At 66.2% G+C, this 26490-nt stretch carries 22 protein-coding genes, 2 pseudogenes and 1 riboswitch; of the genes and pseudogenes, 12 read left to right on the top strand and 12 right to left on the bottom strand.

Annotated features, from left to right (window positions below; all coding sequences use genetic code 11):
* The first annotated feature begins 25 nt into the window (after window positions 1–25).
* The 12 genes and pseudogenes from G6N54_RS03725 (at window position 26) to G6N54_RS03670 (ending at window position 10917) form a co-directional block, all read left to right on the top strand.
* Window positions 26–616 (top strand): CDP-alcohol phosphatidyltransferase family protein, encoded by a 591-nt coding sequence (locus G6N54_RS03725; RefSeq protein ID WP_163788630.1) that lies wholly within the window; start codon window positions 26–28, stop codon window positions 614–616.
* Window positions 609–1529: a DUF881 domain-containing protein gene (locus G6N54_RS03720; protein WP_163788629.1), complete on the top strand. Its 921-nt coding sequence runs from the start codon at window positions 609–611 to the stop codon at window positions 1527–1529. Before G6N54_RS03725 ends, G6N54_RS03720 begins: the two co-directional genes overlap by 8 nt.
* Window positions 1530–1545: 16 nt before the next feature.
* A complete protein-coding gene (locus G6N54_RS03715; RefSeq protein ID WP_036469126.1) occupies window positions 1546–1878 on the top strand; it encodes a small basic family protein in 333 nt (110 codons plus the stop codon).
* A 127-nt stretch (window positions 1879–2005) separates the two neighbouring features.
* Window positions 2006–2770, top strand: a complete 765-nt coding sequence (locus G6N54_RS03710; RefSeq protein WP_276056612.1) for a DUF881 domain-containing protein — start codon at window positions 2006–2008, stop codon at window positions 2768–2770.
* Window positions 2771–2805: 35 nt separating this feature from the next.
* Window positions 2806–3204, top strand: coding sequence for a glycine cleavage system protein GcvH (gene gcvH, locus G6N54_RS03705; RefSeq protein ID WP_163788627.1), 399 nt, complete (start codon window positions 2806–2808; stop codon window positions 3202–3204).
* 222 nt (window positions 3205–3426) lie between these two features.
* Entirely contained in the window at window positions 3427–3900 is a 474-nt protein-coding gene (garA, locus tag G6N54_RS03700; RefSeq protein ID WP_276056613.1) for a glycogen accumulation regulator GarA, read from the top strand.
* Window positions 3900–4646 (top strand): transcriptional regulator FtsR, encoded by a 747-nt coding sequence (gene ftsR / locus G6N54_RS03695; RefSeq protein ID WP_163788625.1) that lies wholly within the window; start codon window positions 3900–3902, stop codon window positions 4644–4646. Before garA ends, ftsR begins: the two co-directional genes overlap by 1 nt.
* A 117-nt stretch (window positions 4647–4763) precedes the next feature.
* On the top strand, window positions 4764–5258 hold the full coding sequence (locus G6N54_RS03690; protein ID WP_036469133.1) for a bifunctional nuclease family protein: 495 nt from the start codon (window positions 4764–4766) through the stop codon (window positions 5256–5258).
* 305 nt (window positions 5259–5563) lie between these two features.
* Entirely contained in the window at window positions 5564–6190 is a 627-nt protein-coding gene (locus tag G6N54_RS03685; RefSeq protein WP_163788624.1) for a MerR family transcriptional regulator, read from the top strand.
* Window positions 6191–6371: 181 nt separating this feature from the next.
* Window positions 6372–6495: riboswitch (glycine riboswitch) on the top strand.
* Window positions 6496–6529: 34 nt separating this feature from the next.
* Window positions 6530–9355, top strand: coding sequence for an aminomethyl-transferring glycine dehydrogenase (gcvP, locus tag G6N54_RS03680; protein ID WP_163788623.1), 2826 nt, complete (start codon window positions 6530–6532; stop codon window positions 9353–9355).
* Window positions 9356–9405: 50 nt separating this feature from the next.
* Entirely contained in the window at window positions 9406–9606 is a 201-nt protein-coding gene (locus G6N54_RS03675; RefSeq protein ID WP_163788622.1) for a hypothetical protein, read from the top strand.
* 39 nt (window positions 9607–9645) lie between these two features.
* A pseudogene (locus G6N54_RS03670) lies at window positions 9646–10917 on the top strand (HNH endonuclease).
* Between the two features lie 13 nt (window positions 10918–10930).
* Here the strand turns inward: G6N54_RS03670 and G6N54_RS03665 are convergent.
* The 12 genes and pseudogenes from G6N54_RS03665 to G6N54_RS03610 all read right to left on the bottom strand — a co-directional run bounded on the left by G6N54_RS03665 (window position 10931) and on the right by G6N54_RS03610 (window position 26468).
* Complete coding sequence (locus G6N54_RS03665) at window positions 10931–11803, bottom strand: haloalkane dehalogenase (RefSeq protein ID WP_163788621.1); 873 nt, start codon at window positions 11801–11803, stop codon at window positions 10931–10933.
* Window positions 11804–11872: 69 nt separating this feature from the next.
* On the bottom strand, window positions 11873–13384 hold the full coding sequence (locus G6N54_RS03660; protein WP_163788620.1) for a flavin-containing monooxygenase: 1512 nt from the start codon (window positions 13382–13384) through the stop codon (window positions 11873–11875).
* Complete coding sequence (locus G6N54_RS03655; protein WP_163788619.1) at window positions 13377–14087, bottom strand: SDR family oxidoreductase; 711 nt, start codon at window positions 14085–14087, stop codon at window positions 13377–13379. Before G6N54_RS03655 ends, G6N54_RS03660 begins: the two co-directional genes overlap by 8 nt.
* Window positions 14088–14122: 35 nt before the next feature.
* Window positions 14123–14944, bottom strand: a pseudogene (locus G6N54_RS03650) (mycofactocin-coupled SDR family oxidoreductase).
* A gap of 38 nt (window positions 14945–14982) precedes the next feature.
* Window positions 14983–15843, bottom strand: a complete 861-nt coding sequence (locus G6N54_RS03645; RefSeq protein ID WP_163788618.1) for an alpha/beta fold hydrolase — start codon at window positions 15841–15843, stop codon at window positions 14983–14985.
* Window positions 15844–16108: 265 nt separating this feature from the next.
* Window positions 16109–16906 carry a helix-turn-helix transcriptional regulator gene (locus tag G6N54_RS03640; RefSeq protein WP_232073723.1) on the bottom strand — a complete coding sequence of 266 codons (798 nt, stop codon included), beginning with the start codon at window positions 16904–16906 and terminating at the stop codon, window positions 16109–16111.
* A gap of 321 nt (window positions 16907–17227) precedes the next feature.
* The gene (locus tag G6N54_RS03635; RefSeq protein WP_163788616.1) at window positions 17228–17704 is read right to left on the bottom strand and encodes a MarR family winged helix-turn-helix transcriptional regulator; all 477 of its coding nucleotides are present in this window, start codon (window positions 17702–17704) and stop codon (window positions 17228–17230) included.
* Window positions 17705–17800: 96 nt separating this feature from the next.
* Window positions 17801–19921, bottom strand: coding sequence for a substrate-binding domain-containing protein (locus G6N54_RS03630; protein WP_163788615.1), 2121 nt, complete (start codon window positions 19919–19921; stop codon window positions 17801–17803).
* A gap of 14 nt (window positions 19922–19935) precedes the next feature.
* Window positions 19936–22122: a malate synthase G gene (locus tag G6N54_RS03625; protein WP_163788614.1), complete on the bottom strand. Its 2187-nt coding sequence runs from the start codon at window positions 22120–22122 to the stop codon at window positions 19936–19938.
* Between the two features lie 295 nt (window positions 22123–22417).
* Entirely contained in the window at window positions 22418–23458 is a 1041-nt protein-coding gene (locus G6N54_RS03620) for a hemolysin family protein (protein ID WP_163788613.1), read from the bottom strand.
* Window positions 23455–24825, bottom strand: a complete 1371-nt coding sequence (locus tag G6N54_RS03615) for a hemolysin family protein (protein WP_163788612.1) — start codon at window positions 24823–24825, stop codon at window positions 23455–23457. The genes G6N54_RS03620 and G6N54_RS03615 overlap by 4 nt, the downstream gene beginning before the upstream one ends.
* 206 nt (window positions 24826–25031) lie before the next feature.
* A complete protein-coding gene (locus tag G6N54_RS03610) occupies window positions 25032–26468 on the bottom strand; it encodes a GuaB1 family IMP dehydrogenase-related protein (protein ID WP_163788611.1) in 1437 nt (478 codons plus the stop codon).
* Between the last annotated feature and the right edge of the window lie 22 nt (window positions 26469–26490).

The raw sequence follows: 26490 nt of genomic DNA, 5'->3' as shown, positions 1-26490 counted from the left end.
CGGCACCGGGCTAATGTCACGGCTCATGGAGCCGGTTCCGCCAGACCGGGTGCTGACAGTGCCCAACCTGTTGAGCGCCCTTCGCCTGGTGCTCATCCCGGTCTTCATCTATGTGCTGGTATTCGCGCACGCCAACGCCCTCGCGGTCGCGATCCTGATGTTCAGCGGCGCCTCCGACTGGGCCGACGGCAAGATCGCGCGCACCCTGAACCAATCGTCGCGGCTGGGCGTTCTGCTGGATCCGGCGGTCGATCGGCTTTACATGGTGACCGTGCCCGTCGTGCTGGCGCTGAGCGGGATCGTGCCGTGGTGGTTCGTCATCACCCTGCTGGTGCGCGACGGGCTGCTGGCCGCCACGCTGCCGCTGCTGCGCAGTCGAGGATTGTCGGCGTTGCCGGTGACCTATGTCGGCAAAGCCGCGACCTTCGCCCTGATGTCGGGCTTTCCGCTCGTCTTGCTCGGAACGTGGGATGCGTTGTGGAGCCGCGTGATCGGCGCCTGCGGTTGGGGCTTCCTGATCTGGGGTATGTACGCCTACCTGTGGTCATTCGTCCTGTACGCGGTCCAGATGGCCTTGGTGATGCGCCGGATGCCCAGGGTGGGTGAGCATGCCTGAACCGGATCGCCTGCTGGGCGGGTATGACCCCAACGCGGGCCGCAGCGCGCATGCCGCGGGCCCGACGCTGATTCCGGTACCGTCGCTGCTGCGCGCGCTGCTGTCGGAGCATCTGGACCCCGGCTACGCCGCGGCCGCCGAACGGCGCGCCACCGAGACCGCACCGGCCAGCGGTCGGACCCGCGTCTTCGGCTGGCTGTGGCAGGCCCTGGCCGCGACCCTGGTCGCCACCGTCTTCGCCGCCGCGGTCGCCCAAGCCCGTTCGGTGGAACCCGGGGTGCGCACGGCTCAAGGCCTGCTGGCGCGCAGCGTGCGGTCGACGGAGGAATCCGACACGAAATTGGCCCAGCAGCGCAGCAAGTTGTCACGCCAGGTCGACGACGTCCAGCGACTCGCGCTGGCGGACGACGCCGAGGGCCAGCGGCTGCTGAGCCGCCTGGACGGTCTCGGCCTTGCCGCGGCCAGCACCGCGATCATCGGTCCCGGATTGACCGTGAAAGTGACCGATCCCGGTGCCAGCCCGAATCTTTCCGACGTGTCCAAGCAGCGGGTGACCGGGAGCCGGCAGATCATCCTGGACCGGGACTTGCAGCTCGTCGTCAATTCGCTGTGGGCCAGTGGCGCCGAAGCGATCTCGGTCGGCGGGGTACGGATCGGGCCGAACGTGACGATCCGTCAGGCCGGGGGAGCGATCCTGGTCGACAACAACCCCACCAGCAGCCCGTACACGATCCTCGCGGTCGGGCCGCCGAACGCGATGCGCGACGCTTTCGAGAGCAGTCCCGGAATGCAACGCCTGAGGCTGCTGGAACTCTCCTACGGTGTCGGCATCGCGGTGAACGTCTCCGACGGTCTCTCGCTGCCGGCCGGATCGGTCCGGGAAGTCAAGTTCGCCAAACAGATTGGGCCCTAGTGAGAAAAGATCGCGCATGATCGGTATCGCGGCTCTCGTGGTCGGCATCGTGCTGGGTTTGGTCTTCCACCCGGCGGTGCCCGAGGTCGTCCAGCCTTATCTGCCCATCGCGGTCGTCGCCGCACTCGACGCGGTGTTCGGCGGACTGCGTGCCTACCTGGAGCGGATCTTCGACCCCAAAGTCTTCGTGATCTCGTTCGTGTTCAACGTCTTCGTGGCGGCGCTGATCGTCTACGTCGGTGACCAGTTGGGTGTCGGGACGCAGTTGTCGACAGCCATCATCGTCGTGTTGGGTATCCGGATCTTCGGCAACGCCGCCGCGCTGCGGCGCAGGCTCTTCGGGGCGTGAGGCCAGCGTGAGCCAGGACCAGCCAGTGGGACCGCCCGACGACGAAAGTCGTGACGCCCCAACCCGGCACGACGACACCAAATCCAAATCCGAATCCGACGACGCCGCACCGCGCGGCCGTCACGAATTGCCCGCCAAGAGTCCGCGCCCCGAGATCGGCGCGGTGGGCCGGACCGGGTTGGCCTCGATGTTGCGCGGCGGGCGGTCCCGGCTGATGTTCGGAACGCTGGCGATCCTGCTCTGTCTGGTCCTCGGCATCGCGATCGTCACCCAGGTCCGGCAGACCCGGTCGGGTGATTCGCTGGACACCGCGCGCCCCGCGGACCTGCTGGTGCTGCTGGACTCGTTGCGACAGCGCGAGGGCACGCTGAACGGCGAAGTCAACGACCTGCAGAACACCCTGAATTCGTTGCAGGCGTCCGGCAACACCGATCAGGCCGCCATCCAAAGTGCGCAGGCCCGGTTGGCCGCGCTGTCCATCCTGGTCGGGGCGGTCGGCGCGACCGGGCCCGGCGTCACCATCACCATCGACGACCCGGGTCCGGGGATATCGCCGGAGGTCATGCTCGACGTGATCAACGAGTTGCGGGCCGCCGGCGCCGAGGCGATCCAGGTCACCGGCGGACACCAATCCGTGCGGGTCGGTGTCGACACCTGGGTGGTCGGCACGCCCGGCGCGCTGACCATCGATACCAAGGCGTTGTCGCCGCCGTATTCGATTCTGGCGATTGGCGATCCGCCGACCCTGGCCGCGGCGATGAACATTCCCGGCGGCGCCGAGGACAGCATCAAGCGAGTCGGCGGAAAGATATCCGTGCAGCAGAGCGACCGCATCGACGTCACCACCTTGCGACAACCAAAACCGCACCAATACGCTCAGCCCGTCAAGTGAGCACGTCCCCATCGGAAGACCAGAACAGGATTACCGTGAGCGAAATCCCACCCGATCTGCACTACACCGCCGAACACGAGTGGGTTCGCCGGAGCGGTGACGACACCGTGCGGGTCGGAATCACCGACTTCGCGCAATCGGCGCTGGGCGACGTCGTTTTCGTCCAGCTGCCCGACGTCGGCACCGAGGTGACCGCGGGCGAATCGTTCGGTGAAGTGGAATCGACGAAATCCGTGTCGGACCTGTACGCACCGCTGTCCGGCACGGTGACTGCCGTCAACGGCGATCTGGAAGGCAGCCCCCAGCTGGTCAACTCCGATCCCTACGACGCCGGCTGGCTGGTGGATATCCAGGTCTCGGACGGCTCGGAATTGGAGTCCGCCATTTCCGGGTTGCTCGACGCCGAGGCCTACCGCGGCACACTCACCGAGTGACGGTTGCTAATGTCCCTGCCAGCCCTGCGTGCCGGGGAGAGGGGGCCGGTCGATGCTGCCGGTGGCTAGCGCAATCGGAACCACCGCGCGGTACGGTCAACACAACAGCGTTAGAAGGCAAGTAATCGGCAATACAGGGTTCAAGAAACCTAGTGGGAAGCCGGCCGAACGGCCCGGTCAGACAACGCCACAGCGGCCAGTGAGGAGCAGCGCGTGACGGATATGGACTCAGGAAGTTCGCAAGACCAGACTTCCGACGAAGTCACCGTGGAAACGACTTCGGTCTTCCGCGCCGACTTCCTCAACGAACTGGACGCGCCCGCGCAGTCTGGCTCAGAGAGCACGGTGTCCGGGGTCGAAGGACTGCCTGCGGGTTCGGCATTGCTGGTCGTCAAACGGGGACCCAACGCCGGATCGCGCTTCCTGCTCGACCAGGCCATCACCTCGGCCGGCCGCCACCCCGACAGCGACATATTCCTCGATGACGTCACGGTGAGCCGCCGCCACGCCGAATTCAGGTTGGAAAACAACGAATTCCACGTCGTAGATGTGGGTAGCCTGAACGGCACCTACGTCAATCGCGAGCCGGTGGACTCGGCAGTGCTGGCGAACGGTGACGAAGTGCAGATCGGCAAGTTCCGCTTGGTGTTCCTGACCGGACCCAAAGGTGACGACGACGGAGGATCCGGAGGCTAGTGAGCGCACCCGATAGCTCGGCCCTGGCCGGGATGTCGATTGGGGCGGTTCTGGACCTGTTGAGGCCGGATTTCCCCGATGTCACGATCTCCAAGATTCGCTTCTTGGAAGCAGAGGGACTGGTGACGCCGCAGCGCGCCGCGTCTGGATACCGCAGATTCACCGCGTACGACTGCGCGCGACTGCGCTTCATCCTCACCGCACAGCGCGATCATTATCTGCCGCTGAAGGTGATCAGGGCGCAACTGGATGCTCAGCCCGACGGCGAACTGCCGCCGTTCGGATCGCCTTATGCCGTACCGCGATTGGTTTCGGTGACCGACGGCGACGGCGCCCTCGATACCGGATCTGATGCTGCCGCGGTGGCACCCACCCGCGTCCGCTTGAGCCGAGAAGACCTTCTGGACCGCGCCGGCGTGGACGAAGACCTGCTCACCGCGCTGCTCAAAGCCGGGGTGATCACCACCGGTCCGGGCGGCTTCTTCGACGAGCACACCGTCGTGATCTTGCAGTGCGCGCGAGCGCTGTCCGACTACGGCGTCGAGCCACGGCATCTGCGTGCCTTCCGCTCCGCCGCGGACCGACAGTCCGACCTGATCGCCCAAATCGCCGGGCCGATGATCAAGGCCGACAAGGCCGGCGCCCGCGATCGCGCCGACGACCTGGCGCGCGAGGTTGCCGCACTCGCAATTACTTTGCACACATCGCTGATCAAGTCCGCCGTTCGCGACGTTCTTCGACGCTGAGGACTAGACTTCCCTCAACAGCTTGGTGTTCGGCGACACGGAGAGGAATGGTGCTCCACCGGGTCGTCGCGCCGAGTGAAAGTCGGACACGGCGGCATGCGCGGAGGGCAGACACAAATGGGTGAAGTTCGTGTTGTCGGCATTCGCGTCGAGCAGCCGCAGAACCAGCCGGTGCTGTTGCTGCGCGAGGCCAACGGTGACCGCTACCTGCCGATTTGGATCGGACAGTCCGAAGCCGCCGCGATCGCGCTCGAACAACAAGGCGTCGAGCCGCCCCGCCCGCTGACTCATGATCTGATTCGCGATCTCATTGCCGCACTTGGGCATTCGCTCAAAGAGGTCCGGATCGTCGATCTGCAGGAAGGCACTTTCTACGCCGACCTTGTCTTCGACCGCAACATCACCGTGTCGGCCCGGCCCTCGGATTCGGTGGCGATCGCGCTTCGGGTCGGTGTCCCGATCTACGTCGAGGAGGCCGTTCTCGCACAGGCGGGTCTGTTGATCCCCGACGAGAGCGACGAGGAATCCAACACCGCCGTTCGCGAAGACGAGGTCGAGAAATTCAAGGAATTTCTCGACAGCGTGTCACCCGACGACTTCAAGGCGACCTAGGCTCCAGACTCCGGGGCCGGGCAACACGCGCATTCACGAAACCGCGGGTCGGAAGTATTGCCGTCGCGGAGTTAAGCTGATGCGTCGATATCGCGGATCCGTCTCATCTGACACTGTGATCTCGACACGCCAGATGGATAGCACGCCCCTTGCCCTTATGGCGGCCATACTTTGAGGACGAGTTAAGGCACGACAGTGGTCGAACAGCGTAAGCTCTCAAGCACTCGGGCCTTAGCCAACGTGGCTGTGAAGACAGCCAGTGGACGCAGCTAGTGACAGAGCGCGATCGGCGAGAGGGAACCACTGTGAGCGACCAGCCACGTCAAGAACAGCTGGACCTTGCTGACGATGCCGCGACTCATGGTGAATCGAGCGTCACCGTGGCCAGCGGACCCGTGCAGCCCGGACTGTTTCCTGACGATTCGGTGCCGGACGAGCTAGTCGGCTACCGCGGGCCGAGCGCCTGTCAGATCGCCGGGATTACCTACCGGCAACTGGACTACTGGGCACGCACGTCGTTGGTAGTGCCCTCGATTCGTAGCGCTGCCGGATCCGGCAGCCAGCGGCTGTACTCCTTCAAGGACATCTTGGTTCTCAAGATCGTCAAGCGACTGCTGGACACCGGTATCTCGTTGCACAACATCCGCGTCGCCGTCGACCACCTGCGTCAGCGCGGCGTCGAGGATCTGGCCAACATCACCCTGTTCTCGGACGGCACCACCGTTTACGAATGCACATCGGCCGAAGAGGTCGTTGACCTGCTGCAGGGCGGTCAGGGCGTGTTCGGCATCGCCGTGTCCGGCGCCATGCGGGAGCTGACCGGCGTCATCGCCGACTTCCCCGGTGAGCGCGCGGACGGCGGCGAGTCGATCGCGGCACCCGAGGATGAGCTGGCTTCGCGGCGCAAGCATCGCGACCGCAAGATCGGCTAATAACACATTGTTCGCCGACTCGCCACGCGTAGTTGGTGTATTTCATGTACCGGGCTTCACTCACGGGTAACATAAGGGTTGCATCACGCCCGCGCGGGAGAGTTCTGTGGCAGCCAGCCATGGACGCCGAAGGAGCAACACCTCTCCGTCAACCTCTCAGGTACCAGGACCGCGTCAAGGTTACGATGCCTCTGGAAAGCGGTGCCGCTCGCAGCGGTTCACCCGCCGATGGGGAAAGGCGCTTGGGGGGACTACGCGCCGAATCTCTCAGGCGCCCGTGACTGGGTAAGGACAGAGGGAGAGGGCCGATAGTCCCTCTGCCGATGTCAGGAGTGCCCGATGGTCGATCAACCAACTTTTGCAGCCCGTCATATTGGTCCGGACAGCCAGGCCATCGAGGCCATGCTCGACGTGATCGGTGTCGGCTCGCTCGACGAGCTGGCCGCCAAGGCCGTGCCCGCCGGCATTCTCGACAAACTTTCGGACGGCGGCCTCGCGCCGGGTCTGAGCGCACTGCCGCTGGCCGCCAGCGAGGCCGAAGCGATCACCGAACTCCGGGCGCTGGCCGACACCAACACGGTGGCGGCGTCGATGATCGGACAGGGTTACTACGACACCCTCACGCCGCCGGTTCTGCTGCGCAACATCATGGAGAACCCGGCCTGGTACACGGCATACACCCCGTACCAGCCGGAGATCAGCCAGGGCCGGCTGGAAGCGCTGCTGAACTTCCAGACCATGGTCACCGATTTGACCGGGCTCGAGATCGCCAACGCCTCGATGCTCGACGAGGGCACCGCGGCCGCCGAGGCGATGACGCTGATGCACCGGGCGGCACGCGGATCGGCCAACCGGCTGGCCGTCGATGCCGACATATTCGCGCAGACCGCCGCCATCCTGGCCACCCGCGCCCAGCCGTTGGGCATCGAAATCGTCACCGCCGATCTGCGTGACGGCCTGCCGGACGGCGACTTCTTCGGTGTCATCACCCAACTGCCCGGAGCCAGCGGCCGGATCACGGATTGGTCGGCACTGGTGGCCGAGGCTCACGAGCGGGGCGCGCTGGTCGCGATCGGTGCCGATCTGTTGGCGTGTACGTTGATCACCCCGCCGGGCGAGATCGGCGCCGACGTCGCCTTCGGCAGCACCCAAAGGCTCGGTGTGCCAATGGGGTTCGGTGGCCCGCATGCCGGGTATCTGGCGGTGCGCACCGCGCAGGCGCGTCAGCTGCCGGGCCGATTGGTCGGCGTCTCGGTCGACACCGACGGCTCACCGGCCTATCGCCTGGCGTTGCAGACCCGTGAGCAGCACATCCGCCGCGACAAGGCGACCAGTAACATCTGCACCGCGCAGGTGCTGCTGGCCGTGATGGCCGCGATGTACGCCAGCTACCACGGCGCCGACGGACTGACCGCCATCGCCCGCCGGGTACATGGCCGCGCGCAATCCATCGCCGCCGCACTGGGCGAGGCGTTGGTGCACGACACGTACTTCGACACCGTGCTGGCCCGGGTGCCGGGACGGGCGGACGAAGTGCTGGCCAAGGCCAAGGCCAGGGGGGTCAACCTCTGGCGCGTCGACACCGACCATGTGTCGGTGTCCTGCGATGAGGCCACCACCGAGGCTCACGTGGCCACGGTGCTGGAGGCGTTCGGAGTGTCGCCCGCTGACCCGTCGGGCGTCGAAATCGCCACGCGCACATCGGAATTCCTCACCCACCCGGCCTTCACCCAGTACCGGACCGAAACCGCGATGATGCGTTACCTGCGAACACTGGCCGACAAGGACATCGCCCTGGACCGCAGCATGATTCCGCTCGGCTCGTGCACGATGAAGCTGAACGCCGCCGCCGAGATGGAGGCGATCACCTGGCCGGAGTTCTCCAGGCTGCACCCCTTCGCTCCGGCGGCGGACACCCCGGGGATGCGCCGGCTGATCAGCGACCTGGAGTCGTGGCTGGTGCAGATCACCGGCTACGACGCGGTTTCACTGCAGCCGAACGCCGGATCGCAGGGTGAGTACGCCGGCCTGTTGGCGATCCACGACTATCACGCCAGCCGCGGCGAACCGCAGCGCGATGTCTGCCTGATTCCATCCAGCGCGCACGGCACCAACGCGGCATCGGCGGCGCTGGCCGGGATGCGGGTGGTCGTGGTGGGCTGCCAGGAAAACGGCGACGTCAATCTCGACGATCTGCGCGCCAAGATCGGCGCGCATGCCGACCGGTTGTCGGCGCTGATGATCACCTACCCGTCCACGCACGGGGTGTACGAACACGACATCGCCGAAATCTGCGCGGCCGTGCATGACGCCGGTGGCCAGGTGTACGTCGACGGCGCCAACCTCAACGCGCTGGTGGGTCTGGCCCGGCCGGGCAAGTTCGGCGGCGACGTGAGCCATCTGAACCTGCACAAGACGTTCTGCATCCCGCACGGCGGCGGCGGCCCGGGCGTGGGTCCGGTCGCCGCGCGTGCACACCTGGCGCCGTTCCTGCCGGGTCATCCGCATGCGCCCGAACTGCCCGAGGGGCACCCGGTGTCGTCGGCGCCCTACGGATCTGCCTCGATCCTGCCGATCAGCTGGGCCTACATCCGGATGATGGGCGCGGACGGACTGCGGGCGGCGTCGCTGACCGCGATCGCGTCGGCGAACTACATCGCCCGTCAGCTCGACGAGTACTTCCCGGTGCTGTACACCGGCGAGAACGGCATGGTCGCCCACGAATGCATCCTGGACCTGCGCGGCATCACCAAGTCGACTGGCGTGACCGTCGACGATGTCGCAAAGCGGTTGGCAGACTACGGTTTTCACGCACCGACGATGAGCTTCCCGGTCGCCGGCACGCTGATGGTGGAACCCACCGAGAGCGAGGATCTCAACGAGATCGACGCGTTCTGCGATGCGATGATCGCGATCCGCGGCGAGATCGATCGCGTGGGCGCGGGGGAGTGGCCCGCCGACGACAATCCGCTGCGGGGCGCACCACACACCGCCGAGTGCCTGCTGGTCGCGGACTGGGATCATCCGTACACGCGGGAACAGGCCGCCTACCCGCTCGGCAAGGGCTTCCGGCCCAAGGTGTGGCCGCCGGTGCGTCGGATCGACGGGGCCTACGGGGACCGCAACCTGATGTGCTCGTGCCCGCCGATCGAGTCGTACGCCTGATCTGACGCTTACCGCGCGGTCATGTCGGTGTGCGGCCTTACTGTCCGGGCATGCAGTCAATTGATCCCCGCCCCGAGACAGTCTTCGACTACCTCGACCCGGCGATTGACCGTGGCGCGACATTTCCGGAGCTGATGGAGCTGCTGGACAACTACCGGCGTTTTTTGCGTGAGCGGGCGACGCTCGAGTACGAGTTGAACAGCCCATTCGGGCCCCCTTGGCAGGCCGGCGCGAGCCCTCCGGTCGCCTGAACAGACTTTGTGTCGGTGGCTCGCGCTATTGTCGAACACATGTTCGATACTGAGCTGGGTGCTTCACTGACCGACCAATCGGCGCTGATCGAGCGCATCGCCGAGCTGGAGCGAATCAAATCGGCTGCCGCGGCGGGACAGGCTCGAGCGGCGGCCGCCCTGGACGCGGCACGCCGAACCGCCGAGGCGGCCGCCGGGATGCCCGCGGCAAAGCGCGGGCGCGGGGTGGCCAGCGAGATCGCGCTGGCGCGTCGGGACTCGCCCGCCCGCGGCGCTCGACATCTCGGCTTCGCCAAAGCCCTGGTGCACGAGATGCCACACACTCTGGCGGCACTCGAATCCGGCGTGCTCTCCGAGTGGCGGGCTACGCTGATCGTGCGGGAGAGCGCGTGCTTGAACGTCGAGGACCGTCGCACATTGGATGCCGAGTTGTGTGCCTACCCGGCCGGCCTGAACGGAATGGGCGATGCGCGGGTGGCCGCCACGGCCAAGGTGATCGCGTACCGGCTGGATCCACATGCCATCGTCGAACGAGCTGCCAGAGCCGAGAATGAGCGCACCGTCACGATCCGGCCGGCCCCCGACACCATGACCTACCTGACCGCACTATAGCCAGTGGCCCAAGGAGTTTCGGTGTACGCGGCGCTGCGCCGCGAGGCCGACAGTCGCGGCGACGGACGCTCGCGCGGGCAAGTGATGGCCGACACCCTCGTCGAACGGGTCACCGGGCGCGATGCGGCGGTCCCCATACCGATAGTGGTCAACCTTGTCCTCTCGGATGAAACGCTGCTGGGCGAGGGCATCACGGCGGCCGACGTCTGCGGGTACGGTCCCATCCCGGCCGCAGTGGCCCGCGCAATGGTCGCAGACGCCGTCGCCGACCGGCGGTCCCGAGCGACGCTGCGGAGGCTCTATGCCCATCCCCGTTCCGGGGCGCTGGTGGCGATGGAGTCACGGGCGCGACTGTTCCCGCGTGGTTTGGCGAGTTTTATCGAGCTGCGTGACCAACGTTGTCGCACGCCCTACTGCGATGCGCCGATCCGGCATCGCGACCACGCGCGACCCTGGGCCCAAGCCGGACCTACCACCGCAGCCAACGGTCTCGGCTCGTGCGAGCAATGCAACTACGCCAAGGAGGCCGACGGCTGGCGGGTAACCACCGGCATCGACGAAAATCACACCCACACAGCCGAATTCGCCGCACCGACCGGACAGACCTACCGGTCAGCGGCCCCACCGCGAGCACCTACGATCACGTACAGCGACATCGAGGTGCGAGTCGGCATCGCGCTGGCCAAGCATGCCGCCTAGGCTTCCAGGCTTCTCAACCGAAGCACTTGATGATCGCGGTGGCGATCTCGTCGGGTGCATCCTCCTGGATGAAGTGCTTGGCCGCTGGGAGCTCGACCAGGACGTGATCGGGGAAGGGGGCCCGCATGCGCGGGATGCTTGGGCCCGGCCTAAACGCGAAGTCCTTCATGCCCCACACCAGCAGCGTCGGCTTCGCACCGAGTTTGCCCGGCACTTCGCGACTCAACCGCTCCAGCAGCGGACGAGCGGCCAAGAGCTGCTTGGGCATCTCGGCCACTCCCAGGCGTGCGGCCGGGCTGGGCTGAACACCGCGGTAGTGGTTCATCACCGCGGCTCCGGGCCGGCGTGCGGTGCCCGCGGGGATGAGTCGCTCCACGAAGAAATTGCGCTGCAGGATCGCCTTTTGCATTGGGGGACTGGACATCACGCGAGAGAAGATCTTGGTCGTCAGTACATCGACCGGCCAGAACCACGTGTTGCCCAACACGACGCCCCGGACCCGTTCGGCACGTTCGACCGCGACCGCCATGCTGATCGGCCCGCCCCAGTCCTGGCCCATTGTCAGGTAGCCGTCGAGTCCCAGGTGATCGACGAACTCGCCGATCACCTGGGCATGCTGGTCGACCTTGTACCCGAATCCGGCCGGTCGATCCGACAGCCCGAAGCCCAGATGATCCGGTGCGATGCAACGGAATTGACCGCGCAAGGTAGTAATGATGTTGCGATACAGGAAGCTCCACGTCGGGTTGCCGTGGCACAGCAGCAGCGGCGGGCCGGTTCCTTCGTCGACGTAATGGATGCGTCCCCGTGAGCTGTCGAACCAGCGTGATTGAAACGGATACAACCGTGGATCCGGGGTGAAATCCGGTTTGAACTCCTGACCCATGACCGACCCTCCTGCGCCAATGCTCATGATGGTAGGCCCCCGGTGGGTCGGCCGCGATAGGCGAGGGCTTCACCTGGTAGGGGCGAATGGGCCGGCAGGGCGGGAATCGATGCGGGGCCTGGTGTGATAGTCGGACAGCCGAACGTGATGTGTCTTGCGCCAGAACGCAATTGCCGAGGAGGGCCAGAGCGCGGTGTTTTTACCGGTGGCGGGATGCTGGTACCAGCTGCGGCATCCGCCCGCCTGCCACACCGAGTGGGCGAGGCGGCCCTGCAGCCAGTCGTTGAACGTCTGCTCGACAGTCGGCCGAACGGTGAGTGCGCCAAGCTTTCGGCGCCGGGCGTTTTTCAGGCAGCTCAGCACGTATCGCGTCTGGGCCTCGATCATGAAGATCTGCGAATTGTGTCCGAGCGCGGAATTGGGGCCCAGCATGACGAAGTAGTTCGGGAATCCCGACACCGTCGTGCCGAGGTAGGCCGAGGAACCCTGCCGCCAGCGATCGGAGAGCCGTTCGCTGTCGCGGCCGACGATCTCGATGTCGGAGAAGGCGAACTGGGTGTCGAACCCGGTCGCATAGATGACGACGTCAGCGTCGTGTGATTGGCCGTCGGCGGTCTTCACCTGGTCGGCGGTGATCTCGGCGATCGGCGAGATCACCACGGTGACGTTATCGCGGCTCAGCGCCGGGTAGTAATCGTTCGAAATCAGCAGGCGCTTGCAGCCGATCGCATAGTCCGGCGTCAGCGCTGCCCGCAACTGTGGATCAGCGATCTTGCGCTGCAACATCGTTCGCGCCAGGCGTTCGGCATCCGCCATCGCGGCGGACGTGTCGACGAAACCGTCGACCCGTCGTTCGTGAATCCAGAACAGCCGCGCCCTGGTGTACCACCGGTAGGGCCCGAATTTCCGCAGCCGGTGCTGGCGACGCGTGAACGTCCGGTCGGCTTTCGGCACGATCCAGCCCGGGGTGCGTTGAAACAGCGTGAGCTGCTTGACCTCCGGCGCGATGCGGGGGACGAATTGGATTGCGCTGGCGCCACTTCCGATCACCGCGACCCGCTTGCCCCGTAGCGGGACGGAATCGTCCCACCGTGCGGAGTGAAACGCGTTGCCGGCGAAAGTCGTGCGCCCGGCGACGTCGGGATAGCGGGGACGACGCAGCAATCCCGTCGCCGAGACCAGATATCGGCATTCCAGCACGGTCCCCGACGAGGTCTCCACCGTCCAGGATTGCCGGGATTCTTCCCAGCGCGCCGAGATCACCCGGGTGGCGAAATCGATGTGCCGGATCACGCCGCGCTGTGCGGCGAACTCGTGCAGGTACTCCAAGATTTCGGGCTGGGATGCGAACAAGCGTGACCAGTCGGCCCGCTGGGCAAACGAAAACGAGTACAACGGTGCGGGGATGTCGCATCCGCATCCGGGATACGTGTTGTCGCGCCACGTTCCGCCGATGTCGCGTGCCTGCTCGAGAACCCGGTAGGAAAACCCGGCCCGCTGCAGCTGATGGGCCACGCACAGCCCACTGATACCGGCGCCGATGATCACGACGTCCAGCGGCGCCACGCCGCGGTCAACCATCGGCGCCCGTTTGGGTGGGGCCGACGAACAGCGAGTACAACTGCAGTCCGCCGTCGATGCCGATCTCCTGGGCCGTGATGTAGCCGGAGGCATCGCGCGCGAGGAAGGTCACCAGATCGGCCACCTCGTCCGGACGGCCGAAGCGCCCACTGAGCACCGCCGACCTGAGCCGCTCCTGGTCGGCCTCGGGCAGCGCCAGCACCGGCGGAGTGGCGATCATGCCGGGCAGCACGCAGTTGGCGGTGATGCCCAGCGCGCAGTTCTCGATCGCGATGGTGCGGATCATTCCATAGAGGCCGGCTTTCGACGCCGCGTAGGCGACCTTGCCGGGGGACCCGAGTTGAGCCGCCATGCTGGAGATCGCGATGATGCGCCCGAAGCGCCGTTCCCGCATCCCCGGCAGGCAGGCCTGGATCACGCGGAACGATCCGGTGAGGTTAGCGTCGATATCGCGGGACCACTTCTTCGCCGACATCGAATGCGCCGGGGCGAAGGTGTCGACAACGCCGGCGACGGTCACGCAGATGTCGACGTCGTCGGTGGCCTCGTCCGGAATCGGGCCGGCGGACAAGTCGACAATCACGTCGGCGGGGTCCGCCATGTCCATCGTGCGAACCGTCACGCCGATGGTGCGCAACTGAGCACATACCGCCGCTCCGATACCCCCGTTGGCGCCGGTCACCAGCGCGGTCCGCTTCGTCACATCGCCCTCCTCAGCCAATACGCATGTGCCTCCGCTTATTTGACAGCGAATCCGGCGTCGACCGGAAGAGCGACGCCGGTGACATATTTGGCCTGGTCGCTCACCAGCCACAGGACCGCGTCGCTGACATCTTCGGGTTGGATCATGGATACCGGCATCAGGTTCGTCACCGCGGCCACCACTTCCGGGTTTTCGGAAACCTAGGCATCCATCGCCTCGCTCATGATCATCGGCGTTTCGACACCGGTCGGATGCAGCGTGTTGACCCGGATGTTGTCCTGCGCCCGCCAATGTGTGAAGGACCGCATCAGGCCGACGACACCGTGTTTGGTGGCGGCGTATGCGCTGCCACCTGCCGACCCGGCGCCGCCGACGCCCTTGAGCCCCTGGGTGGAACTGATCAAGACGATCGCGCCACCCTTGCCCGCTGCCCGCATACTGGGCACGGCGGCGCTGACCGTGTTCCACACGCCGATCAGGTTCACATCCGCGATGTCGCGGAAGACCACCGCGGGATCGGCCGCTATCGGGCCAGGGGCCGCGATTCCCGCGTTGGCCACGATGATGTCGATCGGCCCGAGCAGCTCGGTGGCTTCCTCGACAACCTGGCGCAGTCGAGATGCGTCGCGAACGTCGGCCGTCCGGGCCACGATCCGCCGGCCCTCCGCTTCGACGGATTTCACCGTCTGATCGAGATCCTCTTCGGTGCTCAATGGGTAAGGGACCGAATCGATCTGGCCGCAGAGGTCGATGGCGACGATATCCGCGCCCTCCTCGGTCAATCGAACAGCATGGCTTCGTCCCTGTCCCCGTGCGGCGCCGGTGATGAAGGCAACCTTGCCGTCCAGCATGCCCATAGTTCTTCCCATCTCGGTTGTTATTCGGTGATCGAGTTTCAGGCGGACACCGCGGGCTGCGAACGAAGGAAATCAATGGTCAAATCGGCGAATGCGTCGGCAGCTTCGACGTGCGGCGCGTGGCCGACCGCGCGGAAGAGATGCACCCGGGCGTGTGGCAGCAACCGCCGCGTCGCGTCCATCTGTCGCCCGGGCAGGATGCGATCGCGATCGCCCCAGACGGCCAGGGTCGGGCGAGGGTGTTTGGACACCTCGGACAGCAATTCGGCTCGCCATTCCGGTCGCACGCCCCGGATGGTGGCCAGCGCGCGGGCGGTCTCGTGCACGACCACGCCGTTGTCGGGCTGCCGCGCGAACCTCAAAGCGCGATCGATGCGCTCGTCGGTCGCCAACGATCGATCGACGTAGATTTGTCGTTCCATCGTCCGTACGGTGGCGCGGTTGGTGTGACGGGCGGTGGCGGGGCCGATGACCGGCACGGACATCAATCGCAGCATTGGATGCAACGGGGAACCGAATCCCGCGCTGCTGACCAGATTCAGCGAGGCGACCCGGTCGGGGGCGCAGGCCAACAGTTGCAGCGTGACCGCGCCGCCCAGTGAATGGCCGATGACGTGCACGGGCCTGGTCTCGCCGATCGCATCCAGAGTGTCGATGACCCCCTGCGCGAGTCCTGGCAACGTGGTCGAGACGGGCAGGCGATCGGACAAACCGGAACCCGGCATGTCAAAAGCGATGACCCGATAACCGCCCTGTCGCAGCGGCAGAAACTGCGTCTCCCAATCTTCCAAGCTGCGACTGACACCGTGCAGCAACAGGATTGGGGGCCGGTCTGCGTCGTCGTCGACGAGGACGCGGGTACGCCGGCCCTTGACATCGATGGACTTGATCGATTGCATGCGAGTACTCCTCGAAATTAACGTTTCTGATCTGGCTCGGCGCCGAGGATCAATTTGTCCCGCAACGGAATTCGAACGCGGTTGTCAGCGCGCAATATTCCCCCACAGACCCGACGATACGTGGCAACGAGACCGCCAAAAGGCGGCCCCGGCAAACGGATCGGGGATGACTTTCGACGTTGTCACTACATCGTCGCCCGCCAGAGCATGCCGGCACAGGCCGAAATGTTCCTGGGTGCCTCACACCCTCCCGGGCGATTCGCGGTTACGCCGTGCTGAGCCGCCGCAAGGCGCACTCGGAAGGCGATCCCGGTTGCGCCCAGAAGGGAACGAATACATGCCCGCTCGGCTCGAGCGTCATATGTTGGAAGTGCAGCGTTATCGGCCCGACCTCGGGATGCATCAGTTTCTTCTTGCCGCTGTTGTCGTGCGTCACATCGGGGCGAGACCACAGCATCCGGAAGCGTTCCCTGCGTTTGAGGAGTTCCTCGATTCCCGCCGTCAAACCCGGGTTCGGTTTGCGCACCGCGTAAACGCGCAGCCAACACACCGCGCGGGTCGTCAGTTTGTCCCAGTTCCGATAGAACTTCTGCACCTCGGGGTCGAGAAACAGCGACAGCATCGCATTGTCGCCGATTTCCATATGCGGAAAGACAGCGCGCGCAATGGGATTGGCTGCCACCAAATTCAGTGCGCAATCGTGAATATGCACGGGCGTAAGCGGCCAACTGGTGATCAGCGAATGAATCTCCGGCTCAATATCCTTCAGGCAGCGTTTTCCGGATCGCGGCTGCCGCACCAGGTCCCGCAAGTAGGCGGCGTCATCGTCTTCGAGCTTCAACGCCAGCGCAATACCGTCTAGGACCTGATCCGAAGGACTCTTCTCGCGCCCCTGCTCGATGCGCAGGTAGTAGTCCACGCTGACGCCGGCCAGCGCCGCAACCTCCTCGCGGCGCAGTCCGACAACCCGGCGCCGACCCCCGCTGGGAAGTCCTACGTCGGTCGGTTGCAGTTGTTCACGACGGTTACGGAGAAATTGGGCCAATGTCGGGGCTTGTGGCACCCGCCCGACCCTGGGCGTAGCACCACCGCCACCGCCATCGATGACCTCGAATCGGCGTTCGATCGCCGCGGTCTCGTTCATCGGACCAGGGCCGTTGCTACTTGGCCCATTAGCGCAGCCAGCCGCGCAAGGCCCGCTTCGTTGTTGTAGCGAGTGAATCTCGTCCCCAGCATGTCGTCCCCCTTGCGTTCCGATGCCCCCACCCGAGCATCTCCATTAGTCGAACGCCAGGGTTATTAGTAACTATTGCTGACTATATTTGTGAATTACCAGCTGTCCAGAAAAACGCGGCCGGGGACCGGATGTTTGCGCGGATCGGTGTTAGCGCTGCGGCTTTTGGGACGCGCCGTCCGTCACCGCCGCGCGCTGGTGATCGATGACCGCCCGAAAGTCGGTCAGGAAACGACGGAAGTTCGCGGTGCCGAGATTGCGTGAATGACGCTTCATGATGTCGGCCATGATCGCGTCGGCGGCATCCATCTGCCGGCGTCCACGAGCGGTGGGCACCACCAGCTTGGCTCGGCGGTCGAGCGGATCCGGCTTACGAACCACATAGCCCAGGGTTTCGAGGTCGTCGATCATCACGCCGATCACCTGTTTCACTTGACCGGAGAGTCGTGCCAGGTCAGTCGCCCGAACACCCTCGGGACACAGGTACGCCAGCACCGCGCCGTGGCGGGGGACGATGTCGTCGAAACCCTCGTCGCGCAGCCGGTCGAAGAGTTCGTCTTGCACCGCCACCAGCAGGCGGCCGGCCAGCACCCCGAGATCGTTGCCTCGACCGCCCTCGCCGTTCATTACCGCCCTCCACCGTCAGCCCATCGGGCGCGCGAGCCGCACCATGTCGGTCAGCGTGATGCAAGCGGCGCTGCTGCGGCTGGCAAGCTCGCTGCTTCAGCTCAAGAATGTACCGATTGCGGAGGCCAGGTCGGGCGACGCCGAGGTCGCCAGGTTCTGGTAGCTACCGCCCGAGAGCTGGGCGACCGCTTCCCAGGTGACCCGATCCGGATCGGCGCCGAAGTCGATGACGTTGACGGCGATCGGCTTGGCCGGGTCGGCGCTGGTCCGGATGAAGTTTTGCAGCCCCGGCCCGTCCAGCGATTGGTCCGTGTGCGGCCCAGCCGTGATCAGCAGAATCGAATTTGATTGCCCAGCACGGTAATTCGTCTGCATGTCCTGGTAGATCATGCGCAGCGTGGTGAACGACACCGCCCCGCCGGCCGACGAATATTGCTTATCCAGCGCCGCGGCCAGGGCCGCGGGGCGAGGCTGGCCGTTGACCGGATCGGCCAGCGGGCCCGTCGCGACCTCCGAGCGGCCCTCATGGCCGTCGAAAGTCCACAGTCCCAGGATCGCGGAAGGCGGCAGGGCCTTGATCCTGTCCTGCAGCGCCGTGATCACGTTGGCCAGCCGGGTTTTCCCGCCTTCGTCGCCGGGCATCGACTGGTCCAGCATGATCGTCGCGGCCAATCCGCTGGACGGCGCGGACATGGCATCGGCCAGCGTGGCACGCATGGCGTCGTCGCCCACCGAAAGCGTCGAAGGCAGGTCCGCGAAACTCGTCACCGGGCTGCTCGGAGGTTTGACGCCGTTCACCCGGAAGCCGGCTTTGGCCAGCTTCGCGAGTTGTTCGGGCTTGCGCATGAAGTGGGCGAATTCGCTTGCCGCCGAGGTCTGTTCCTTCGTCAGCCACGAGCCACTGAGCATCACCGTCGGGTAGTCGGCGACCGGCGCCGGTCCTTGCGGAAGCCAGGTGGCCAGCGTGTTCTTGGCGTCCGGCGCGGATTGGCCGCGCTCGAACACCTGCTGCTCGGTGGTGATCACCGCATGCACCGCTGCGGTTGCTGGATCACCAGGCTTCAGCAGCGTGTTCATCGCCTCGGTCAGCGTGTTGTCCGCCAGTTTGGGTTGGGCGTTTGTCAATGAGCGCAGTGCGGCGGTGCCCTGCGTGGCCGGCGCACCGGGCGGGGCCGACGCGGCCGCCACCGCCTCGCCCGCCAGATAGGACGCGTCGCTGTTCCCGCTCGTCGGCACCGCCAGCCGCAGCGATCCCCACGCCGGTAACTTCAACCCCGCCAAGGAGTTCGGGCTGGTCTGCAGGCCGGGCAGCGCGCCCCAGGTCTGATTGGACAGCGCCTGCTGCAGTTCTGGCCGAACGGCGAGCAGCACCGGTGACTTCACCAGCGAACGGCTGTCGCTGATCGTCTTCTGGCCCGCGGCCGCCGACAGCCGCGCGGCCGACACCGAGCTGCCCGGGATCCACAGCGCCGGCTGGGAACCGAGTTCCGCCGGCCACTTGCCGATGAAGCCGGCGATGACGGCGTCGGCGCCGGCGGGTTTGACGTCCACCACCATGCAGTGGTCCCCAACCGGGCCGGCCGAGGAGTTGTAGCTTTCGGCGAACGGCCGTACTTGGTCGACGATCGAGGGGTCGACAACGACGGCAACGGTTTCCTTACCGCCGACGCAGCGGGCGGCGGCCGTGTGCGAACGATGGAATAACACGTCGCCGAAGAAACTCCACAGGATGACGGTGCCGACCACCACGATGACCGCGACCAGGGCCACGATCACGCCGATGCTGACTCCACGCCGCCCGCCCGCGCTGCGGTGCCCGCCCCGCCAATCGCCGAGTACACGGTGGCCGGACTCGAAAAGACCCGGCTTGGGGTCCGCCGGCCCGGGAGCTTCCGGCCGGGCCGGAAAGTCGGGGTAGTCGTCGTCCTCCACGAGGCGCGCGTCGACGGCGTAGTGGTCCTCCGCGGCGGGGAAGTTCTCATCGACGTAGTCGTCGTCGACGTAGTCGTCGTAGAAATCCTCGTCCTGTTCGACGGGCGTGACGGCGTCCTGCTCCTCGTCGGCGTCGTCACCAAAGGGATAGTCGCCGTAGTCGTCCTCGCGCGGCGTGCCCCGCTCCTCCTGGTAACGGGAGACGAGGTCGCGGGCGGTGAACTTGAGCGTCGTTTCGTCGGATGGGTCGTCGGGCGACTTCCCGGGCATGCTGTGCCTACCCATACCGGCGCCCGGTATCAGGCACCAGCGCGGGCTTTGAGCTCACGCCGTCGTCGATGCAGAATCGGCTCGGTATAGCCGCTGGGCTGCTGCGCACCGGACAGGATCAGTTCCTGGGCGGCCAGGAACGCGATGCTGTCGTCGAAGTTGGGCGCCATCGCGTGATACGACGCGTCGCCGGCGTTCTGCTGATCCACCACCGGCGCCATCCGCTCCAGGCTGGCTCGCACGTCCTCTTCCGTGATGATGCCGTGGCGCAGCCAGTTGGCCAGCAGCTGGCTGGAGATCCGCAGCGTGGCGCGGTCCTCCATCAGGGCCACGTTGTGGATATCGGGCACCTTCGAACAGCCGACGCCCTGGTCGATCCAGCGCACCACGTAGCCCAGGATGGACTGGCAGTTGTTGTCGACCTCCTCGCGGATCTCCTCCGGAGCCCACGCCAGCTCCTTGGCCAGCGGGATGGTCAGCAACTCGTCGATCGTCGTGCGCTTCTTGCCTTCCAGCTCGGCTTGGACGGCGGCAACGTCGACATAGTGGTAATGCATGGCGTGCAGGGTCGCCGCAGTCGGGGACGGCACCCACGCGGTGGTGGCGCCGGCCTTCGGCTGGCCGATCTTCTGTTCCATCATGTCGGCCATCAGCTCGGTCATCGCCCACATGCCCTTGCCGATCTGGGCCTTGCCCTTGAACCCGGCGGCCAGGCCGATGTCGACGTTGGCGTCCTCGTAGGCCTTGATCCAGGTGGTGCTCTTCATCGCACCCTTGCGGATCATCGGACCGGCCTCCATCGAGGTGTGAATCTCGTCGCCGGTGCGGTCCAGGAAGCCGGTGTTGATGAACACCACCCGATCGGCGGCGGCCTTGATACAGGCCTTGAGGTTCAGCGTGGTGCGCCGCTCTTCGTCCATGATGCCGACCTTCATCGTGCCCTGCGGCAGCCCCAGCACGTCCTCGACGCGGCTGAACAGCTCGCAGGTGAACGCCGCTTCGGCCGGGCCGTGCATCTTCGGCTTGACGATGTAGATCGAGCCGGTGCGGCTGTTGGTCAGCGGCCCGTTGCCGCCGCCGGTCCGCAGGCCATGAATCGCGCTCAGACCGGTAAACAGCGCGTCCAGAATGCCCTCGAACACCTCGTTGCCGTCGGCGTCCACGATCGCGTCGTTGGTCATCAGGTGCCCGACGTTGCGGACGAACAGCAGGCTGCGCCCCGGCAGGGTCAGCTCGCCGCCGTCCGGCGTGGCGTAGGTGCGATCCTGGTTGAGCACGCGATGGATGGTCTTGCCGCCCTTGTCGACCTCTTCCGACAGGTCACCCCTGTTCAGGCCCAGCCAGTTGCGGTAGCCCAGCACCTTGTCGTCGGCGTCGACGGCGGCAACCGAGTCCTCGAAGTCCATGATCGTGGTGATCGCGGATTCCAGGACGACGTCCTTGATGCCGGCCGCGTCGGTCTTGCCGATCGGCGACTGCGGGTCGATCAGGATCTCGATGTGCAGCCCGTGGTTGACCAGCAGCACCGACCAGTTGGGGGAGCCGAGCTCGCCGCTGTAGCCGACGAACTTCTCCGGGCTGGCCAACTCGGTGGACTGATCCCCGAGGGCGATCCGCAGCTGGCCGTCTTCGATGCTCAGACCCGTGGCATCCGCCCACGAGCCCGACGCCAGTGGCACGGCCTGGTCGAGGAACTTGCGGGCGTAGGCGATCACCTTGTCGCCGCGAATCCTGTTGTAGCTGCTGCCTTTTTCGGCGCCATCGTCTTCGGGGATCACGTCGGTGCCGTATAAGGCGTCGTACAGCGAACCCCAGCGGGCGTTGGCCGCGTTCAGCGCGAAGCGCGCATTGAGCACCGGCACCACCAGCTGCGGGCCGGCGGTCGTGGTGATCTCGTCGTCCACCCCGGAAGTGGTGATCGTGAAGTCGTCGGGTTCGGGAAGCAGATACCCGATGTCGGTGAGGAACTGACGGTAGGCCTCGGCGTCGAGTGGTTCGATGACCCGTTGCCGGTGCCACTTGTCGATCTGCGCCTGCAGCTCGTCGCGGGTGTTCAGCAGACTCTGGTTCTGCGGGGTGAGATCGGTGACGACCTTGTCGACTCCGGCCCAGAAGCTGTCCGGGTCGATATCCGTGCCGGGCAGGGCCTCGTTGTTCACGAAGTCGTAGAGCACTCGGGCAACACGCAAATTCCCCGCCGACACGCGGTCAGTCATCTTTCTCCTCCATAATTGCCTCATTGGTCCCACTCGCTCTCGACTGGCCCCAACTAGCTACGCCGTCAGCCTACCGGCCGACGGCCCGAACGATCGCATGCGTCCATCCCGCAACAGCAGGTCATGGCGCGGGTGACGGGCTTCGCCGTGGGCTTCCCGACGGGCCCTGGGGAGCGCCTTCCGGCAACGCGTACTTCCGCCGCCGCACCCTGTCCTTCGCCCCACCGTGGACCAGCGCCGTTCAATCATACGGGCTGGACGGAGGCCTCTTTGGTGGGCGGCCCAGCGGACTGATTCACTGTGCGTCGCGCATGCTGCCAACCAGATCCTCCATCAGGTCCTCCATCGCCACCATCGCCACGACGCCGCGCCCGTCGGTCACCAATGCCAGGTGGCTGTTGGTGCGACGCATCCGGGACAGGGCGTCGGCCAGCGGCAAGGTACTGCTCACCCGCGGCAGCGGGCGCACCAGCGCCAGGTCGATGACCGTCTGCGGGTCGTCGCCGAGCATCAACATGTCTTTGATGTGCAGGTATCCGATGAATCTCCCGTCGGCGGCGGCGACCGGGAAGCGAGAGTAGCCGGTCTGCGCCAGGGCGCTTTCGACGTCGCCGATCGTCGGCCCGGATCCCGCCGCGGCCACCGGCACCGCCCGCACGTCGGCGAGCGAGACGGCCACGTCCCCGACCACCCGGCTGCCGATCTGCAGCGCCCGGGTCAGCCGGGTGTGTTCCTCGGGGTCCAGCAGCCCCTCGGACACCGATTCGGCGATCATCGCGCTGAGCTCGTCGGGGGAGACCGTGATGTCGAGCTCGTCCTTGGGCTCCACCCGCAGCAAGTGCAGGATCGCGTTGGCGCACTTGTTGTAGAAGACGATGAACGGCCGGGCTACCCGCACGTAGGCCAGGTAGGGGGGCACCAGCAGCATCGCCGTGCGCTCCGGGCCGGCCAGCGCGATGTTCTTGGGCACCATCTCGCCCAGCAACACGTGCAGCGTCACCACCAGGGCGAGCGCGATCACGAAGGACAACGTGTGCCGCAGCGCCAGCGGCATCCCGGTCAGCCCGAACGCCGATTGCAGCAGGTTGGCGACCGCCGATTCACCGATGCGCCCGAGCAGCAGCGAGGCGACCGTGACGCCGAGCTGCGAGCCGGCCAACATCCAGGCCAGCTGCTCACCGGCGCGGATCACGGTGACCGCTCGCTTCTTGCCCTGTTCGGCCAGCGCTTCGAGCCGATCGCGGCGGGCCGAAATCAGCGAGAACTCCGCGCCGACGAAGAAGGCGTTCGTCGCGATCAGCAGGATCGCCAGTAGCACTCCAAGCGTGTCGTTCATCGTTGGCCGTGCTCTGCGTGCGGCTCGGTGCGCGCGCTCAGTTCGGTCAGCTCCACTAGATCGATCCGCCGGCCGTCCATCCGAATCACCGTCGCCTGCCAGCGAATTGAGTTGTCCAACAACCCATCTCCGTCGAGCGCGGTCAGCTCGACGGTTTCGCCGGCCACCGGGATGTGACCGAGCTGGCGCAGCACCAAGCCGCCGATCGTTTCATAGGGTCCTTCCGGGGCGCGATAACCGGTGGCGGCGGCCACCTCGTCGATGCGCAGCAGTCCCGAAACCCGCCAGCCGTCGCCGGCGGCCACCACATCCGGCGTGGCGTCGTCGTGCTCGTCGCGGACGTCGCCGACGATCTCCTCGATCAAGTCCTCGACCGTCACGATCCCGGCGGTGCCGCCGTATTCGTCGACGACCATCACGGTCTGCAGCGGGTTGGCCCGGATCTCGGCCATCACCGCGTCGCCGTCCAGGGTCGACGGCACCAGCGGCACCGACTGCACCAGCGTGGTCAGCAGCGTCGACGCGCGCTCGGCACGCGGAACGTTGAAGACCTGCTTGACGTGCACGATGCCAACCGTTTCGTCGAGATCACCGTCAACGATGGGGAAGCGGGAGAACCCGGATTCGGCGGCCGTGGCGATCAGGTCGGGAACGGTGTCGTCGGTTTCCAGCGCCACGATTTTCGACCTCGGGGTCATCAGCTCCTCGGCCGTGCGCGCGCCGAACTGTAGCGAGCGCCGGACCAGCGCGGCGGTGGCGGGATCCAGGGCGCCAGCGCGGGCCGAGCTCCGCACCAGCGAGAGCAGCTCCTGCGGTGATCGAGCCGACCGCAGCTCTTCGGCCGGCTCGATACCCATCTTGCGCACGATCCAGTTCGCCGCCCCGTTGGTCAGCCGGATCACTGGAGTGAACACCAGCGAGAACATCAGCTGGAAACCGGCGACGGCGCGCCCGGTCGACAGCGGCCGCGCCACGGCCAGATACTTCGGGACCAGCTCGCCGAAGACCATCGACACCGACGTCACGATCACCATCACCATGAACGCGGTTATGCCGTCGCCAACCGGGTCGGAGATGCCGAGGGCATCCAGCCACGGGTGCGGCAGATCGGCGACCATCGGCTCGGTCAGATAACCCGTCACCAGCGTGGTGATCGAGATGCCCAGCTGCGCGCCCGACAGCTGGAACGACAGCCGGTCCTGGGCGCGCTGGATGTAGCGGTCGCTCCGACCACCCTTACGGGCGTTGGCCTCGACGGTGCTGCGGTCCAGCGCGGTGAGCGAGAACTCGGCCGCCACGAATACCGCGTTGCCGAAGATGAGCACCGCGATAGCGAGGACGCTGACGAGAGTGGCGGTGAGGTTCATGGCGGACGGGATTATCGCGATGGCCCAGGAGACGACGGTCGAGCCGGCATCCGCTTTGCCCGGAGACCGACGGGCTCGACGGGTGCCTGCGGCACGTCATCCCTTTCGCTTGATGCCGCGCAGCGCGTTGCCGCCGGCGGAAAGAACTAGAAGCACATATGGTAGCGAAGACATCTGGCCCGTTCAGCCGTGACGGCGCCTTCCCGTCACCAGCCCAGTGGAAGTGGATGCCCCTCGGCGAAGCCGGCGGCCGACTGCACACCCACAACGGCTTGCTCGTGCAGTTCGGCCAGGGTCGAGGCACCGACGTAGGCGCAGGTGCTGCGCAGGCCCGAGGTGATGTGATCGAGCAGGTCCTCGACGCCGCCCCGGTCGGGGTCCAGCGCCATCCTCGACTTCGAAATGCCCTCCTCGAACAACGCCTTGCGGGCGCGGTCGAACGTGCTGTCCGCGGCGGTGCGGGCCACCACGGCCCGCTTGGACGCCATGCCGTAGCTCTCCTTGTACGGCCGGTCGTCGCGGTCGCGCATCAGGTCGCCGGGCGACTCGTAGGTGCCGGCGAACCACGACCCGATCATCACGTTCGACGCCCCGGCGACCAGTGCCAACGCCACGTCCCGCGGGTGGCGGATACCGCCGTCGGCCCACACATGCCCACCGAGTTCTCTTGCAGCAGCCGAACATTCGAGCACGGCAGAGAATTGGGGACGGCCGACGCCGGTCATCATCCGGGTGGTACACATCGCACCCGGCCCGACACCGACCTTCACGATGTTGGCCCCGGCGCTCAGCAGGTCCCGAGTGCCCTCGGCCGACACGACATTGCCCGCCGCCACGGGCACACCCAACTCGAGCTCCGCCACCGTCTTGATCGCGTCCAGCATCCGTTGCTGATGCCCTTGCGCGGTGTCGATGACGAGCAGGTCGACGCCGGCCTCGGCCAGCGACCGGGCCTTGGCGCCCGCATCGCCGCTGATGCCGACGGCCGCGCCGACGCGCAGCCGGCCCGCGGCATCGGTGGCCGGGGTGTAGAGACCGGCGCGCACCGCGCCCGTCCGGGTCAGGACACCGGCCAGCTTGCCGTCCGTGGTGGTGACGGCGGCGACGTCGATCGGGGCGTGGTCGAGCAGGTCGAAGATCTTGCGCGGCTCGGTACCCAACGGTGCGCTGACGAACTCGGACACGGCCACATCGCGAACCCGGGTGAAGCGGTCGACGCCGACGCAGGCCGATTCGGTGACCAGGCCGATGGGGCGGCCCTCGAAGACCACCACCGCGGCGCCGTGCGCCCGCTTGTGGATCAGTGCGATCGCGTCGGACACCGAATCGTCCGGAGACAGCGTGACCGGGGTGTCGAGGACCAGATCCCGGCTCTTGACGAATTCCACGGTCTGCTGGACCGCGGTGATCGGGAGGTCCTGCGGCAAGATCACGATGCCCCCGCGCCGCGCGATCGTCTCCGCCATCCGTCGCCCGGCCACCGCCGTCATGTTGGCGACGACGACGGGAATCGTCGCACCGGAACCGTCGCCGGTCCGCAGGTCGACGTCGAACCGCGACGCGATATCGGACCGGTTCGGCACAATGAACACGTCGTTATAGGTCAGGTCGTAGCCGGGCCGGTCTCCGTTCAGAAACTTCATCGCACTCGCCCCCTTGGTATAT

The sequence above is a fragment of the Mycobacterium stomatepiae genome, from assembly GCF_010731715.1.
Classification (GTDB): Bacteria; Actinomycetota; Actinomycetes; order Mycobacteriales; family Mycobacteriaceae; genus Mycobacterium; species Mycobacterium stomatepiae.
This window is presented reverse-complemented; position numbering and strand designations above follow the sequence as displayed.